General features: G+C 73.1%; 14 protein-coding genes. 8 read left to right on the top strand and 6 right to left on the bottom strand.

Going from position 1 to position 15,522, the window contains the following annotated elements; genetic code table 11:
• Positions 1 to 66 precede the first annotated feature (66 nt).
• Positions 67 to 627 carry a hypothetical protein gene (locus ACF088_RS13605; RefSeq protein ID WP_392375860.1) on the top strand — a complete coding sequence of 187 codons (561 nt, stop codon included), beginning with the start codon at positions 67 to 69 and terminating at the stop codon, positions 625 to 627.
• Between the two features lie 46 nt (positions 628 to 673).
• Here ACF088_RS13605 and ACF088_RS13600 read toward each other — a convergent pair whose 3' ends face one another.
• The 5 genes from ACF088_RS13600 to ACF088_RS13580 form a co-directional block, all read right to left on the bottom strand.
• Positions 674 to 1,858, bottom strand: coding sequence for an acyl-CoA dehydrogenase family protein (locus tag ACF088_RS13600; protein ID WP_392375859.1), 1,185 nt, complete (start codon positions 1,856 to 1,858; stop codon positions 674 to 676).
• Positions 1,855 to 3,111, bottom strand: coding sequence for an acyl-CoA dehydrogenase family protein (locus tag ACF088_RS13595; RefSeq protein WP_392375858.1), 1,257 nt, complete (start codon positions 3,109 to 3,111; stop codon positions 1,855 to 1,857). Before ACF088_RS13595 ends, ACF088_RS13600 begins: the two co-directional genes overlap by 4 nt.
• Positions 3,108 to 4,106 carry an NADPH:quinone oxidoreductase family protein gene (locus ACF088_RS13590; RefSeq protein WP_392375857.1) on the bottom strand — a complete coding sequence of 333 codons (999 nt, stop codon included), beginning with the start codon at positions 4,104 to 4,106 and terminating at the stop codon, positions 3,108 to 3,110. The genes ACF088_RS13595 and ACF088_RS13590 overlap by 4 nt, the downstream gene beginning before the upstream one ends.
• Before the next feature lie 508 nt (positions 4,107 to 4,614).
• Entirely contained in the window at positions 4,615 to 5,097 is a 483-nt protein-coding gene (locus ACF088_RS13585) for a hypothetical protein (protein ID WP_392375856.1), read from the bottom strand.
• Positions 5,094 to 5,810 carry a winged helix-turn-helix transcriptional regulator gene (locus ACF088_RS13580; protein WP_392375854.1) on the bottom strand — a complete coding sequence of 239 codons (717 nt, stop codon included), beginning with the start codon at positions 5,808 to 5,810 and terminating at the stop codon, positions 5,094 to 5,096. Before ACF088_RS13580 ends, ACF088_RS13585 begins: the two co-directional genes overlap by 4 nt.
• A gap of 115 nt (positions 5,811 to 5,925) precedes the next feature.
• Here ACF088_RS13580 and ACF088_RS13575 point away from each other — a divergent pair, with 115 nt between their 5' ends.
• The 7 genes from ACF088_RS13575 to ACF088_RS13545 all read left to right on the top strand — a co-directional run bounded on the left by ACF088_RS13575 (position 5,926) and on the right by ACF088_RS13545 (position 14,466).
• Entirely contained in the window at positions 5,926 to 7,137 is a 1,212-nt protein-coding gene (locus tag ACF088_RS13575; RefSeq protein WP_392375853.1) for a pyridoxal phosphate-dependent aminotransferase, read from the top strand.
• Positions 7,138 to 7,459: 322 nt separating this feature from the next.
• The gene (gene egtA, locus ACF088_RS13570; protein WP_392375852.1) at positions 7,460 to 8,737 is read left to right on the top strand and encodes an ergothioneine biosynthesis glutamate--cysteine ligase EgtA; all 1,278 of its coding nucleotides are present in this window, start codon (positions 7,460 to 7,462) and stop codon (positions 8,735 to 8,737) included.
• Positions 8,738 to 8,760: 23 nt separating this feature from the next.
• A complete protein-coding gene (egtB, locus tag ACF088_RS13565; RefSeq protein ID WP_392375851.1) occupies positions 8,761 to 10,080 on the top strand; it encodes an ergothioneine biosynthesis protein EgtB in 1,320 nt (439 codons plus the stop codon).
• A gap of 37 nt (positions 10,081 to 10,117) precedes the next feature.
• Positions 10,118 to 10,873, top strand: coding sequence for an ergothioneine biosynthesis protein EgtC (egtC, locus tag ACF088_RS13560; protein ID WP_392375850.1), 756 nt, complete (start codon positions 10,118 to 10,120; stop codon positions 10,871 to 10,873).
• A complete protein-coding gene (gene egtD, locus ACF088_RS13555; protein ID WP_392375849.1) occupies positions 10,870 to 11,832 on the top strand; it encodes an L-histidine N(alpha)-methyltransferase in 963 nt (320 codons plus the stop codon). Before egtC ends, egtD begins: the two co-directional genes overlap by 4 nt.
• A 147-nt stretch (positions 11,833 to 11,979) precedes the next feature.
• On the top strand, positions 11,980 to 12,909 hold the full coding sequence (locus ACF088_RS13550; protein WP_392375848.1) for a phosphatidylinositol-specific phospholipase C domain-containing protein: 930 nt from the start codon (positions 11,980 to 11,982) through the stop codon (positions 12,907 to 12,909).
• A gap of 417 nt (positions 12,910 to 13,326) precedes the next feature.
• A complete protein-coding gene (locus tag ACF088_RS13545) occupies positions 13,327 to 14,466 on the top strand; it encodes a trypsin-like serine peptidase (protein ID WP_392375847.1) in 1,140 nt (379 codons plus the stop codon).
• Here the strand turns inward: ACF088_RS13545 and ACF088_RS13540 are convergent.
• Entirely contained in the window at positions 14,438 to 15,472 is a 1,035-nt protein-coding gene (locus ACF088_RS13540) for a phosphatidylinositol-specific phospholipase C domain-containing protein (RefSeq protein WP_392375846.1), read from the bottom strand. The two genes, ACF088_RS13545 and ACF088_RS13540, sit on opposite strands and share 29 nt — an antisense overlap.
• Positions 15,473 to 15,522 lie beyond the last annotated feature (50 nt).

Genomic DNA, 15,522 nt, shown 5'->3' with positions numbered 1-15,522 from the left:
CGTTTTTGATGATCAAAGTGCCGGGGATGTTCCGGCTCGCCACTCCCCCGAGGAAACGAGGAGACGATGTGCAGGGCCACCTCGATGGCCACCAATCTGGCCGTCGCCGTCGCCGCCACCGCCGTCGGATGCATGCTGGTGATCTCGCTGACGCCGTCGCGCCCGGACGCCGGCAAGACCTGGCCCTCGGCCGGCCGTCCGTCGGCCGCCCTGTCCGGCCATGCGGGCTCGGCCGCGCGGGCCGCCACCTCCGCCCTCCACGCGACCGCGACCGGCGCCGGCCCCGAAGAATCCGAGGAGCCCGAGGACTTCGCCTCGCCGCCGACGGGGCGGATCGAGGTGACCGCACCGGGGCCCGGTGTCGACTACAAGGCGAACGGCAGCTTCACGGTGGCCTGGAAGAACAGCACGGGCGAGGAGGTGGACGTCTGGCTGCGCGCGGCGGCGGGCCACGGCCGGTCGCAGCGGGTCGCCCTGGTGGTGCCCCGGGCGGAAGCCGGACCGGCCGGTGAGGCGATCGTGACGCTGCCCAAGGTGCCGCCGGGCCCCCGCTACTTCCTGGAGGTGGCCACCCCCGGTGACGGCGCGGTCGGCGCCGTCAGCCGGACCTTCGCCATCACCGAGTGACCGGCCGCCGGCGGCCCGCAGGAGGTGGCCCAGGGGGAGACGCCCCCTACGGGGCGTCGAGGGCGACCAGCCCCGCCAGGGCCTCGCGGTGCCGTCCCGGCGACCCCAGGGCGAGCTCATCGCTCTTGGCCCGCTTGAGGAACAGATGGGCCGGGTGTTCCCAGGTCATACCGATGCCGCCGTGCAACTGGAGGCACTCCTGGGCGGCGCGCACCGCCACCGGCGCGCAGTACGCCTGGGCGACGGCCACCGCCACCGGAGCATCGTCGCTGCCGGTGGCCAGTGCGTCCGCGGCATTCCGGGCGGCGGCGCGGGCCGACGCCACCTCCAGCCAGAGCGCGGCCATCCGGTGCTTGAGCGCCTGGAACGAGCCGACGGGGCGGCCGAACTGGGTGCGCTCGGCCGTGTGGCGCACGGTTTCGGCCAGGCACCATTCGGCGACGCCCAGTTGTTCCGAGGCCAGCAGCCCGGCACCGGTGAGCAGGGCGCGTTCGACGGCGGTGCGGGCCCGGTCCCCGGTCGCCAGGAGCCGGCCGTGGGCACCCTCGAAGGTGAGGTGCCCCAGGGGACGGGTGAGGTCGAGCGGAGTGACGGGGTCGGTGCGGACGCCGTCCGCCGAGGCCTCGACGGCGTAGAGGGCCGGGCCGTCGGGACCCTCGGCCGGGACCAGGAGGAGTTCGGCGCCCGCGGCGTCGGCGACCGAGGTCACCCGGCCGGTCAGGGCACCGTCCGACGTGGCCCGTACGGCCGGTGTTGCCGGCCCGCCCGGAGCGGTGGGCAGCGGGACGGCGAGCACCCCGACGGTGCCGCCCCCGGCGAGCGCGGCGAGCGGCGCGGCGACGTCCTCCTGGCCGTGGCCACAGCCCAGCAGCGCGGTCACCGCGATGACCGCGCTGGTCAGATAGGGGACGGGCGCGACACAGCGGCCGATCTCCTCCAGCACCACGGCGGCCTCGCGGGCGCTCGCGCCCGCTCCGCCGAGCTTTTCGGGCACCAGCAGCCCCGCGGCGCCGATGTCCGTGGCGAGCGCCCGCCACAGGCCGGTGTCGTAGGCCGCCTTCGACTCCAGGCCGGCGAGCACGGTGGCCGGATCGCTGCGGTCGGCGAGCAGCGACCGTACGGCGGCGCGCAGCGCCTCCTCGTCCTCGGAGTACAGGAGGTCGGGGTCGGGGTCCGGGCCGGGGCCGGGGCCGGCTGCCGGGGTGCCGGTCAGGGGTGTCCCGTCGTTCATCGGGGGAGGTCCTTCCACGCGACGTCCTTGTCGGTGCGCGGCTCGGGCGGCAGCCCCAGCACACGTTCGGCGACGATGTTGAGCAGCACTTCCGAGGTGCCTCCTTCGATGGAGTTCCCCTTGGCACGCAGATAGCGGTAGCCGGCCTCGCGGCCGGTGAAGTCGACCCCGTCGGGGCGGCGCATCGTCCAGTCGTCGTAGGTCAGACCGTCCTCGGCGAGGAACTCCACCTCCCAGCCGCTGATCTCCTGGGCGAGCCGGGCGAAGGCCAGCTTCATACCGCTGCCCTCGGGGCCGGGCTGGCCCATGGAGAGCTGCTGGCGCAGCCGCTCGCCGGTCAGCCTGGCGACCTCGGCCTCCACCCACAGCGTCAGCAGCCGCTGGTGCAGATCGTGGGTGCGCAGTGCGGGCCGCGCGCGCCAGTCGGCGGCGGCCACGCCGATCATGCCGCCCTCGCGGGGGATGCGGGCGCCGCCGATGGCGACCCGCTCGTTCATCAGCGTGGTCTGGGCGACCTTCCAGCCCTCGCCGACCTCGCCGAGGCGGTGCGCGTCGGGGATCCGGACGCCGCTGAGGAAGACCTCGTTGAACTCGGCCTCGCCGGTGATCTGCCGCAGCGGACGCACCTCGACGCCGGGGTCGGTCATATCGCAGATGAAGTAGCTGATGCCGCGGTGCTTGGGCAGGCCGGGGTCGGTGCGGGCGATCAGGATCGCCCAGCGGGCCAGATGTGCGCTGGACGTCCAGACCTTCTGGCCGTCCACGATCCAGTCTCCCCCGCTCCCGGCCTCGCCCCCGTCTTCCCGGACCGCGCGGGTGGCCAGTGCCGCGAGGTCGGAGCCGGCGCCGGGCTCGCTGAACAGCTGGCACCACACCTCCTCGCCGGTCCACAGCGGGCGCAGCAGACGCTGCTTCTGCTCGTCGGTGCCGAAGCGCAGGATGGTGGGCGCGGCCATCCCGAGGCCGATGCCGATGCGGCCGGGGTCGTTGCCGGGGGCGCCGGCGGCCGCCAGCTCCGCGTCCACGACCGCCTGCAGGGAGCGTGGCGCGTCCAGCCCGCCGAGGCCCTCGGGGTAGTGGACCCAGGCCAGTCCCGCGTCGAAGCGGGCGCGCAGGAACTCCAGCCGGTCGGTGGCAGACCAGAGGTGCGGGCCCGCAGGGCCCTCGTCCAAGGGTGGTGGTGGGCGACGGGTGGGCGGGTGTGCGGCGAGCAGCTCGGCGGTGCGCCGGCGCAGGTCTTCGGCGTCGGTCATCGGGTCTCCTCGGCCGCGGGCAGGATGACGAGCCGGCCGGTGGACGTACCGTCGGCGACCCGCTGGACGGCTTCGGCGGCATCCTCCAGCGGGAACCTGCCGCCGATGAGCGGCTTGACGGCGCCCTGTGCGGCGAGCTTGGCCAGTTCTTCGTGGCAGGCGTCGACCGCGGCCGGGTCCTTGGTGTTGTAGAGGCCCCAGTGCAGGCCCAGGATCGCGTAGTTCTTCACCAGCGCGTGGTTGAGGGCCGGGGTAGGGATGGCGCCGCCGGCGAAGCCGACGACGATGATCCGGCCCTCGAAGGCGATGCACTTGACGGACTTGGCGTAGGCCTCACCGCCCACCGGGTCGTAGACCACATCCGCGCCGCGGCCGCCGGTGGCCTCCTTCACGGCGGCGATGATGTCGTCGTGGCGCCGGTCGAGGACGACGTCGCAGCCCAGCTCGCGGGCGGCACGGGCCTTGTCCTCGCCGCCCACGACACCGATGACCCGCGCGCCGGCGGCCTTGCCGAGCTGTACGGCGGCGCTGCCGACGCCCCCGGCGGCGGCGTGCACGAGCAGGGTCTCGCCCGCCTGGAGCCGGGCCCGGCGGTGCAGTCCGAACCAGCCGGTCTGGTAGCCGATGTGCAGTGCGGCGGCCTCGGCGTCGTCCAGCGCCTCGGGGGCCGGGCGTACCGTCTGCGCGTCGACGACGGCGAGTTCGGCGAAGCCGCCGTCGGGCAGCGGCGGCTGGGCCAGCACCCGCGCCCCGGTCTCACCGGCCGCCCCCTCCCCCGCGGCGAGCACCTCGCCGCAGATCTCCACGCCGGGAGTGAACGGCAGCGGCGGCCGGACCTGGTACTGCCCGCGGCACAGCAGGGCGTCGGGGAAGTTGACGTTGGCGGCCCGCACCCGCAGCAGCAGCTGACCCGGTCCCGGCTGCGGGTCCGGCACCTCCTCCAGCCGCATCACTTCACACGGCTCGCCGTTCGCGTGTACGCGCCATGCCTTCACCTGGTGCCTCCACTGACCTTGGATACGCGGGTGGGGCGGAGGGCGCACCGGCGCCCTCGCCAGCGACATACTAAGCGGTCGGTATCCCCTAGGGAACAGTCTCCGCCACATCGCGGCGACGCTTCCGGACACCCCCCGGCACCTCCCCCGTGCACCTCCCCCGGCGTGACGGCGTACATCGCGGCCCAGGGCTCGCCGTCCGAGGCAGCGGTGCGGCTACTCACCGCGGAGCGCGCCCCAGAAGCCGGGGCCCTCCGACCCGGAAGCCCGGCGGGCCCTCGTGGGCCACGCGACGGCCGGCAGAGCGCAAGCCCGGCGCGCGCCCGGGTTCCTGCACCTCACGCCTGATACCTCACGCCTGATACCTCATGCCTGATGCCTGATCCACGTCCCGAGCGTCCCCCGGTCCATTGCTGACGCATCGTCAACTCGACCGAACAGGGCGGCGGATGCGGCCCGAGCGGGAGGGCGGGGCGGTCCGCGCCCCCGCCCCGGCGCGCGAGGAAGCTCAGGTGCGCCCGGCCCGCTGCTGGGCGTCCCGCAGGGTCTCGGACGGGGTGGCCCATCGGGCCCGTATCACCGGGAATCCGGCCTTCTCGCATGCGTCGCAGACGAGTTCGTCGTCGTCGACGACATGGCGGACCTCGCGGCCGCGGGCGATCCGGCGCAGGATCTCCAGCTTGGTGTGCCGGGCCGGGCGCCGGTCGCTTTCGGGGCGCATCCACAACCGGCCCTCGGGCAGCCCGTACCGGGCGAGCCAGGCCAGCGTGTCGCGGCGGCAGCGCTCCGGGCGGCCGGTGAGGTAGACGACTTCGCAGTCCTCGGTGCTGCGCAGGGCCAGGGCCACCCCCTCGGCGAGCGGCGGGTCCTCGGTGGCGGCCGCGAAGAAGGCCTTCCAGTCGCGCGGGGCGCGCTGCAGCAGATGCTGCCGGTGGGTGGTGTCGGCGAGGGTGCCGTCCAGGTCGAAGACCGCCAGTGGGCGCGCCGTCATGCCGTTGCCGTCCTCTTTCGTCGCCGCCGTTCGCCGGCCGCCTCGGGCTGGGTGACCACGATCCGGCCGGATTCGATTCCCTGCGCGAGGGAGAGGCGATCGTACGCGACCTCGGCACAGGTCGCGGTGTCCATGCGCAGCCGGACGTCGGGGCAGGCGGCGGGACCGTCCGCGTAGCCGAGCCCGCCGCCCGCCCCGACATCCGGACCGTCGGAATGCAGGCCGTCGGAATGCAGGCCGTCGGCCCCCGCCCCCTCGCCCCCGAGGACGACATGGAACTCACCCTCGTCGAGGGCGATACCGACCACCTCGACGCCCTCCGTGAAGTGCCGGGCCAGTCGGGCGATCAGGGGCACCGCGAACCAGTGGGCCCGCACCGCGTCCGTCGGGCGCTTCTCGTCGAGGGCGGGGGCGCCCCAGTCGGCGAGGGCGGTGAGCGCGGACAGCAGCGCGCGGCCACGGGGGGTGAGCTCGTAGACGAAGGCGGCTCCGGGCGGGGCGAGCCGGCGGCGGGTGACCAGACCGTCCCGCTCCATGTCCTTGAGGCGGGAGGCGAGCATATCGGTGCTGACGCCCGGCAGATCGGCGTGCAGATCGGTGTAGCGCCGGGAGCCGCCCAGCAGCTCCCGGACGATCAGGAGCGTCCAGCGGTCGCCCACGGCGTCCAGGGCTCGGGCAACGGCGCAGTACTGGTCATAACTTCGGCGCGGCATGACACCCAGCATAGACAGAGGTTGGACTTTCCAAGTCCCAACTTGGTAAAACCAAGTACGGTGTAACGAGTGCCGCCGCGCCGCGCGGTGAGCGAGGGACCGGGAGGCCACCGCAATGCAGTTCAAGCAGTCCAGCAAGATGGCCGACGTCTGCTACGAGATCCGCGGGCCGGTGATCGAGCACGCGGACGCCTTGGAGGAGGCCGGCCACAGCGTGCTGCGGCTGAACACCGGCAATCCGGCGCTGTTCGGCTTCGAGTGCCCGGACGAGATCCTGCAGGACATGCTGCGCAACCTCTCCCGCGCGCACGGCTACACGGAGTCCCAGGGCATCCTCCCGGCCCGCCGCGCGGTGGCCCAGCGCTACCAGCAGAGCGGACTGCCGGATGTCGATGTGGACGACATCTACCTCGGCAACGGCGTCTCGGAACTCGTCTCGATGGCGGTGCAGGCGCTGCTCGACGACGGCGACGAGGTCCTCATCCCGGCCCCCGACTTCCCGCTGTGGACGGCGGTCACCACGCTCGCGGGCGGCAAGGCCGTGCACTACCTCTGCGACGAGTCGGCGGACTGGCTGCCGGACCTCGACGACCTCGCCTCGAAGATCACCGACCGGACCCGGGCCCTGGTCATCATCAACCCGAACAACCCGACCGGCGCGGTCTACCCCCGCGAGCTGCTGGAGGGCATGCTCGACCTCGCCCGGCGCCACGGGCTGATGGTCTTCGCCGACGAGATCTACGACCGGATCCTGTACGACGACGAGGTCCACCACCACGCCGCGGTGCTCGCCCCCGACCTGGTCTGCCTCACCTTCAGCGGGCTGTCCAAGTCCTACCGCGTGGCCGGATTCCGCTCCGGTTGGCTGGTGGTCTCCGGCCCCAAGCAGCACGCCGCCGACTACCTGGAGGGCCTGGGCACCCTCGCGTCCATGCGGCTGTGCCCGAATGCGCCCGCCCAGTACGCCATCCAGGCCGCGCTCGGCGGCCGCCAGACCATCGAGGACCTGGTACTGCCGGGCGGCCGGCTGCGCGAGCAGCGCGACCGGGCCTGGGAGCGGCTGAACGAGATCCCGGGCGTCTCCTGCGTCAAGCCCAAGGGCGCGCTCTACGCCTTCCCCCGCCTCGACCCCGCCGTCCACAAGATCCACGACGACGAGAAGTTCGTCCTCGACCTCCTCCTGCGGGAGAAGATCCAGGTCGTTCAGGGAACCGGTTTCAACTGGCCGCACCCGGACCACTTCCGCATCCTCACCCTCCCGCACGCCGATGACCTCGACGCCGCGATCAGCCGGATCGGGCGCTTCCTGGCGGGCTATCGCCAGTGACACCGGACGGCGGACGTGCCGGGCCGCCGTCACGGCAAAACACACCCCATCCGGCACTCACTCGAACGGCCGTACCCCCTTCCCGCCCCCCGTCCTCCGCCCGCCGGTCCGGTCACCGGCCGCCGCGGCGGGCCAGAAGGCCGTTCTGGCGCCGGGAGGGCGCCGCGGCTCCGTCCGGGGTCTCCCGGCCCGGACGGCCCGCTCGCCCCGTGGAAGCCCGTCCCGCCGACCACGGCGCGAACGCGCCCTTGAGTGCATCGCCCGCAGCGGATTAGGTGGAGGGCGGCAATCCTGCCGCCACCCCACGAGGGAAGGGGATTCCATGCCCGTACGACCTGCGGAAAAGGAAGCGGAGCTGGAAGCTCACCTGCGCGGAATATGCTTCAAGACGGGGCCGCCGCGCCGTATCGGCGTCGAGATCGAATGGCTGGTCCACGACGCGCGCAACCCCCGATGTCCCATCGAACCGGCCCGGCTGCAGAGCGCGGCAACGACATTGCGCGCCCTTCCCCTCAGCTCCCTGCTGACCTTCGAGCCCGGCGGCCAGCTGGAGCTCAGCTCACTCCCCGCCCGCACCCTCACCGAGTGCATCGAGGCGGTCACCGCCGATCTCGCACTGGTCCGCCCCGCCATGCTGGCCATGGGCCTGGGCATGGCCGGCCACGGTCACAATCCGTGGCACCGCCCGCAGCGGGTGCTGACCGAACCGCGCTACAACGCCATGGAGGCGTACTTCGACCGCTGGGGCTCCGCCGGGCGGTCCATGATGTGCGCCACCGCGTCCGTGCAGGTGTGTGTGGACGCCGGCTACGAGGAGCCGGGGCCGCTCGGGCACGGCCGGCGCTGGCTGCTGGCGCATCTGCTGGGCGCGGTGCTGGCCGCGGCCTTCGCCAATTCGCCGACCAGCGAGGGCTGCCCCACCGGCTACCGCACCACCCGCCAGGTCGTCTGGTCGCAGCTCGACCCGGGCCGTACGCTCGCGCCGCCGCAGGGGCCCGACCCGCGCACCGCCTGGGCGGCGTATGTCCTGGACGCTCCGGTGATGTGCATCCGCACCGAGGACGGGCCCTGGGACGCCCCGGAGGAGCTCACCTTCCGCGAGTGGATCCGTACCGGCGCGCCCAGACCGCCCACCCGGGAGGATCTGGACTACCACCTCACCACCCTCTTCCCGCCCGTACGGCCGCGCGGCCATCTGGAACTGCGGATGATCGACGCACAGTCGGGCGACGCCGGGTGGGTCGTACCGCTCGCCGTCACGGCCGCGCTGTTCGACGACCCGGAGGCCGCGGAGCGGGCATACCGCATCGTCAAACCCCTTGCGGAGACGGCGGGTTCCCGGCCGGCACCGCGCAATCCGCTGTGGCGGCGCGCCGCCCGCGGGGCATTGACCGACCCGGAACTGCACACCGCGGCGGTGGCCTGTTTCGCCGCCGCCCAGGAAGCCCTGCCACGGCTCGGAGCCTCCCCCGAGGTACTCGCGGCGGTCGCGGAGTTCACCGAACGCTATGTGACACCCGGCCGCTGCCCCGCGGACGATCATCTCGACGCCCTGTACGCCGCGGAGGGCGATCTCATCGTTGGGAAGGACAGCCAGTGACCCTTCGTTGGGAAGGACAGCCAGTGACCCTCGATCCCGAGCTCCTCCGCGAGCGCGCGGCCTCGGCGCTGCTCGCCGCCCGTGACCGCACCCGCCTGCTGACCACCTGTGTCGAGGATCCCGACCTCGTCGCGCAGCACTCCCCCCTGATGTCCCCGCTGGTGTGGGACCTGGCCCACATAGGCAACCAGGAGGAGCAGTGGCTGCTGCGCACCGTGGGCGGCGGGGACGCGCTGCGCCCGGACATCGACTCCGTCTACGACGCCTTCGAGCACCCCCGTGCCCGGCGCCCCTCGCTTCCGCTGCTCGCACCCGACGAGGCGCACGGCTATGTCGCCGAGGTCCGCGGCCGGGTGCTGGACATCCTGGAGCGCGCCGAGCTGCACGGCGGTCCGCTGCTCGACTCCGGCTTCGCCTTCGGCATGATCGCGCAGCATGAGCAGCAGCACGACGAGACCATGCTCATCACCCACCAGCTCCGCCGCGGCCCGGCCGTGCTCACCGCCCCGGAGCCGCCGCCCGCCTCCGACGACATCTTTCCCGCCGAAGTCCTCGTGCCCGGCGGGCCGTTCACCATGGGCACCTCCACCGAGCCCTGGGCGCTGGACAACGAGCGGCCCGCACACCCCCGGCTGGTGCCCTCCTTCCTGATCGACACCACCCCCGTCAGCAACGGCGCCTACCAGCGGTTCATCGAGGCCGGCGGCTACGAGGAGCCGCGCTGGTGGACCACGCAGGGCTGGGACCAGGTGCAGGAGCACACGCTGCGCGCACCGCTGTTCTGGAAGCGCGACGGCGGCCAGTGGCTGCGCCGGAGGTTCGGGGTGACCGAGCCGGTGCCACCGGACGAGCCGGTGCTGCATGTGAGCTGGTACGAGGCGGACGCCTATGCGCGCTGGGCCGGCCGGCGGCTGCCGACCGAGGCCGAGTGGGAGAAGGCCGCCCGGCACGATCCGGCGACCGGGCGGTCCAGGCGCCACCCCTGGGGCGACGAGGACCCCACTCCGGCGCACGCCAACCTCGGCCAGCGGCATCTGCGGCCCGCCCCCATCGGCAGCTACCCGGAGGGCCGCTCGCCGCTCGGCGTACGGCAGCTGATCGGCGATGTGTGGGAGTGGACGGCGAGCGACTTCCTGCCGTATCCGGGCTTTGCCGCCTTCCCCTACCGGGAGTACTCGGAGGTGTTCTTCGGCGACGAGTACAAGGTGCTGCGCGGCGGCTCGTTCGCCGTCGACCCGGTCGCCTGCCGGGGCACCTTCCGCAACTGGGACCTGCCCGTCCGGCGGCAGATCTTCTCCGGGTTCCGTACCGCCCGGGACGCCGACCCGGCGGCGGACGCATGACGGCCGGGGCCCGGCCGGCCCGGGAGGCCGATGTCTGATGTGCCGTCATCTTGCTTATCTGGGACCGGAGATACCCTTCGGCGAGATCATATTGACCCCTCCGCACAGCCTCTTGCGGCAGTCGTGGGAACCGCGCCGGCAGCGGCACGGGACGGTCAACGCCGACGGGTTCGGCGTCGGCTGGTACGCGCCGGGCGATCCGGTGCCCGCCCGCTACCGGCGGGCCGGACCGATCTGGGGCGACGATCTGCTGCCCGACCTGGGCCGGGTGGTGCGCACCGGCGCGCTGCTGGCCGCCGTGCGCGATGCCACCGTGGCCGGTGCGGACGCCGAGGCCGCGGCCGCGCCGTACACCGAGGGGCGCTATCTGTTCAGCCACAACGGCGCGGTGTCCGGCTGGCCGGACTCGCTCGCCCCGCTGGCGGCCGAGCTGCCGCCGGGAGAGCTGCTGCGGCTGCCGGCGCGCTGCGATGCGGCGTTTCTGTGGGCGCTGGTCCGGCATCGGCTGGCGAAGGGCGACGAGCTCGGTGAGGCGCTGGCCGGCACGGTGGCTGCGGTCGCCACGGCCGCGCCCGCCTCCCGCCTCAATCTGCTGCTGACCGACGGCACCGCCATCGCCGCCACCACCTGGGGCGACACGCTGTGCCACCTGGCCGTTCCCCAAGGCGGCACGGTGGTCGCCTCCGAACCGTACGACGATTCCCCCCACTGGACCGAGGTCCCGGACCGCACTCTGCTGCGCGCCACCGGGACCGATGTCCACCTCACCCCGCTCAAGGAGCCCGCTACGTGAGCCCGCTCAGCATCACCCGCACCCTCCCTGCCGACGCCACCGCGGCCGCACTGCGCGCCGATGTCACCCAGGGCCTGTCCCGTACCCCCAAACAGCTGCCGCCCAAGTGGTTCTACGACGCCCGCGGGAGCGAGCTGTTCGAGGACATCACCAAGCTGCCCGACTACTACCCGACCCGCGCCGAGCGGGAGATCCTGCTGACCCGTGCCGATCACATCGCCGCGGCCACCCGGGCCCGCACCCTGATCGAGCTGGGGTCGGGCTCCTCCGACAAGACCCGCCATCTCCTCGGCGCGCTGACCGGACTGCACTCCTATGTGCCCATCGACGTCAGCGAATCCGCGCTGGCCGTGGCGGGTGAGACGCTGCTCGCCGAACACCCCGGTCTCACCGTGCATGCGCTGGTCGCCGACTTCCAGCAGGGCATCGAACTCCCCGACACCCCCGGCCCGCGGCTGCTCGCCTTCCTCGGCGGCACCATCGGCAATCTGCTCCCCGAGGAGCGCTCCGCGTTCCTGCACTCCGTGCACGACATGCTCTCCCCGGGCGATGCCCTGCTGCTCGGCACCGACCTGGTCAAGGACGAGGCCACACTCGTCGCCGCCTACGACGACCCGCAGGGCGTGACGGCCGCGTTCAACAAGAACGTCCTGGAGGTCATCAACCGCGAACTGGGCGGCGACTTCGACCCGGCGGACTTCGACCATGTCGCCCTGTGGAACGCCGAGCGCGAGTGGATCGAGATGCGGCTACGGGCCCGTAAGGACCTGAGCGTCAAGATCCCCGGAGTGGACCTGGCGGTGAGCTTCACCGCGGGCGAGGAGCTGCGGACCGAGGTCTCGGCCAAATTCCGCCAGGAGGGCGTGCGGGCCGAACTCGCGGCTGCCGGGCTGACGTTGAGCAGCTGGTGGACGGACAGCGCGGACCGCTTCGCGCTGTCACTGTCCTTCCGCGTCTGATTTCCGCCCCTTCCCGGCCGGTGTGACCCTCCGGTCCGCCGGCCGGGTGCCGCCCGTACGCTCCCTGTGGTTCGATGCCCCGATCGCAGGTGCGCGCCGGGTCTGTTGCCGCGCACCCACGCAGACTCGACGGACAGGGGAAGCGGCATGGGGCTGGGACTGGATCGACGGGGTTTCCTCCGGGGCGCGGCCGGGCTGTCGGCCGCCGGGGTGCTGGCGGGCGTCGGCAGCGGGCAGTTCACGGCCGGCGCGGCCCAGCGCCGGGGGACCGCGGTGTCCGTACAGGACTGGATGTCGGCGCTCGGCGACGCCACCCCCGTCCAGCGGCTGACCATCCCCGGCACCCATGACTCGGGGGCCCGGGTGGGCGGCCCCTGGGTCGCCTGCCAGAACACCCCCGTCGACGCCCAGCTCACCAGCGGTATCCGCTTCCTGGACGTCCGCTGCCGGGCCATTGACAACGTCTTCGCCATTCATCACGGCGCCTTCTACCAGGAGTTGATGTTCGGTGATGTGCTCAACGCCTGCCGGGCGTTCCTGCAGGCGCATCCCTCCGAGACGGTGCTGATGCGGGTCAAGCAGGAGTACTCCGAGGTCAGCGCCGAGGAGTTCCGCCGGATCTTCGGCAGCTACCTGGACGACAAGGGCTACCGGTCGCTGTTCCGGCTGGACGCCGGTCTGCCGACGCTGGGCCAGGCCCGCGGCAAGGTGGTCCTGCTGGCGGACTCCGACGGTCTGGGCGGCGTCCGTTACGCCGATCCGCAGCTGTTCGACATCCAGGACGACTACATGGCGGAGCCGTTCGGGAAGTACCCGAAGATCGAGGCCCAGTTCCGCAAGGCCGTCACCCAGCCCGGCAAGCTCTTCGTCAATTACGTCAGCACCGCCGCCCTGCTTCCGCCCCGCTCCAACGCGGACCGTCTCAATCCGCAGGTCAAGCGACTGCTGGAGAGCCCGGAAGGGAGCGGCTGGACGAGCCTGGGGATCGTCCCGATGGACTTCCCGAACGAGACCGGCCTGGCGGAGACGCTGATCCGGCACCACCTCGCGGGGCAGGGGGTGCGGCTCGCGGCGTGAGCGGGAGCCGCAGGGCATGCGCGGAACGGCAGGTCACAGCGCACGCGCCGGACGGCAGCTCCCAGCGCACGCGCCGGACGGCGGGTCGCAGGACACGCGCCGGACGGCACGCCGCGGAGGGCCGGGGCCGTCCGACGGCGGCGCTCCGCGGGTCACCCGACCGGCCCAGCGGTCCGCGTTCCTGCGGCGCGGCCGTCCCGCTCGCCGCGCCCTGATCGCCGGGCCCCTCGGATGGCGGGTGTGCCGGGGTTCCGGTGCGGCTTTCTGTTCGTGATCTTCGTCGCCTGAGCGGAATGTTGCGCCAAGTGACCGAACCATGGCACGCGTCCTTGCATCAGACTGGGTGAAATGTCTGGTTCCGGTGTCACCCCAGCATCCGACGGGGTAACGCCGGCTGATGCGGCGAGGCGGCTGCTGGTGGAGACGAGCGAACGCGGGACCGAGCCGGCGGACAGCGCCGGCGGGGCGGACCGGAACGCCGGGGCACCGGCGACCGAGGACTGCCTCGGTCCCGGCGGCCCGGCCTGCACGGGCCGCGGCCGGCCCGGCGTCCCGCTGCGGGCGACCCTGGCGCTCGGGGTCCTGACCGTGGTCGTGGGCAGCACCGCGCTGGCCCTGGGCCCCCCGTCACGCGACCCGTTCCTCGCCCCCGGGGACACTGCCACCGGCTCCTACCTCGCGACCCGGGCCGACGGCGAACAGGCCGCCACTGCGGTGCTCGCCGGCCCCTACGAGGAGCGGCCGGGGCCGCCGGTGACGGCACGGTACGGCGAGGGGACGGCGGCCCCGCGGGCACCGGCCCCGCTGACGGCGTCCCGGCCCTTGCGGGCCTCCCCGGCGGCGCCCGCACCGGCGATCGGTGCGCTCTTCTCCCCCGGCGACGACGGCGCCCCGGTCCACCACTGCACGGCCAGCGTGGTGCATGCCCCCGGCGGAGACCTCATCGTCACCGCGGCGCACTGTGTGCACGACGACGGCTTCCGTACCCGGCTGGTGTTCGCACCCGGCCTGCACGACGGGATCGCGCCGTACGGCCTGTGGGTGCCCACCCGGATCCAAGTCGATCCGCGCTGGATCAGCGACCGGGACCCCGACCACGATGTGGCGTTCCTGCGGGTGCGCCGGGCGGGGCGGCCCGGCGGCCGGATCGAGGACGTCACCGGCGCCGAACGGATCCGGTTCGGCGCACCGGCCGGACGCCCGGCGCAGCTGACCGGCTACCCCGAGGACCAGGACACCCCGGTCAGCTGCCGGCACACGGCGGACGCCCAGGGCCCGGCCCAACTCCGGTTCAGCTGCCCGGGGTTCCCGAACGGGACGAGCGGCGGGCCGATGCTCACCGACCTCGACCCGGCCACCGGCACCGGGTCGCTGATCGGCGTGATAGGCGGTCTCGACGAGGGCGGTGACGACTTCGTCTCGTACAGCAGCCGGTTCGGCGCGGAGGTGGCCGCGCTCTACCGGCGGGCGACCACGGAGCCGGACCCCCGGGCCGCCCAGCCCGGATCCCGGGCCGCCGCGTCGGGCGTCATGCCCCGCGCGGCACCACGGTCGTGAGCACGGACGGCAGCGGATACCAGTCGGCGGTGGCGAAGCTGGCGTGCGCGGCGGCGAGTTGCCGGACCCGGGCCAGTGCCTGCGCCTCGGTCGGGTGGGTACCGTCGATGACCGGCGGCACATTGTGGGCGTCGGTCATGATGAGCAGGTAGTTGCGGGTGTCGTACCAGGAAGTGTCGATACTGCCGTTCAGATAGGTCGCGGCGTCCCCGTCGAAGACCACGAACCAGGGACGCAGCGCCGGGTCGGTGTAGCGCTCGCGGGGGTCGCCGGGAGCGGCTCCGTGCACCGCGGGGAACGCCGTCGACTGTGCCAGCTTCCCTTGCGCCGCAAGGTCCTTGAGGTGGCCGGCGTACTCGACGTCGGTCCACAGCTTGTCGAAGGGGTTCTTCTCCTCGACCGTGCCGGGTATCAGCTCGAACAGGAACTTGCCGGCCAGGTCGGCCCGGGAGGGCCAGCCGCCGGCCCGCACCGCCTCGTCGGCGGTGGCGTGATGGCCGGTGAGGTCCCCGGGGCCGTAGACCGCATCGCCCAGCTTCTGCCGTACCAGCGCATCGAACTCGGCGGGCCCGCGGCCGCCCTTGGCGTTGAAGCCGTCCTTCATCTCGACCTTGAGCAGGATCGGGCGGTGGCCGGGGTGGGCGTCGTGCCAGGCCTTCATATCGGCCAGGCAGCCGGCGAAGTCCTGATCGCGGTTCTTGGTGCGCAGTTCCGAGGCGTTCGCGGCGCCTTCGCAGTTGCTGTTGTTTCCGAGCGGGTTGCTGTGCGAGACGCGCCAGGACCGGCCCAGCCCGTTGGACCAGAGGTCGAGTTCGAGCAGTGCGGCGCCGGAGTCCAGGGCGTCCGCGAAGTAGTGGTACTTCTCCTTGTCATAAGCGTTGTGGACACCCACGGACGTGCTGGTGCCGTATGTCGTGGCGGCCGGCTCGGCGGCCGCCGGTCCGGTCACCGCGATCACCGCCGCCGCCGCGGCGGCCACCGTCCCCACACACCGCTTTCCGTTCATGTGCCCCGCTTCCCTCTAGGTCTTCGGCCATCGGCAGTGCCCCCGAACGC

The organism is Streptomyces sp. NPDC015125 (assembly GCF_043080045.1).
Classification (GTDB): Bacteria; Actinomycetota; Actinomycetes; order Streptomycetales; family Streptomycetaceae; genus Streptomyces.
Note: the sequence above shows the minus strand (reverse complement) of the source record. Positions and strands in the feature narration are given on the sequence as shown.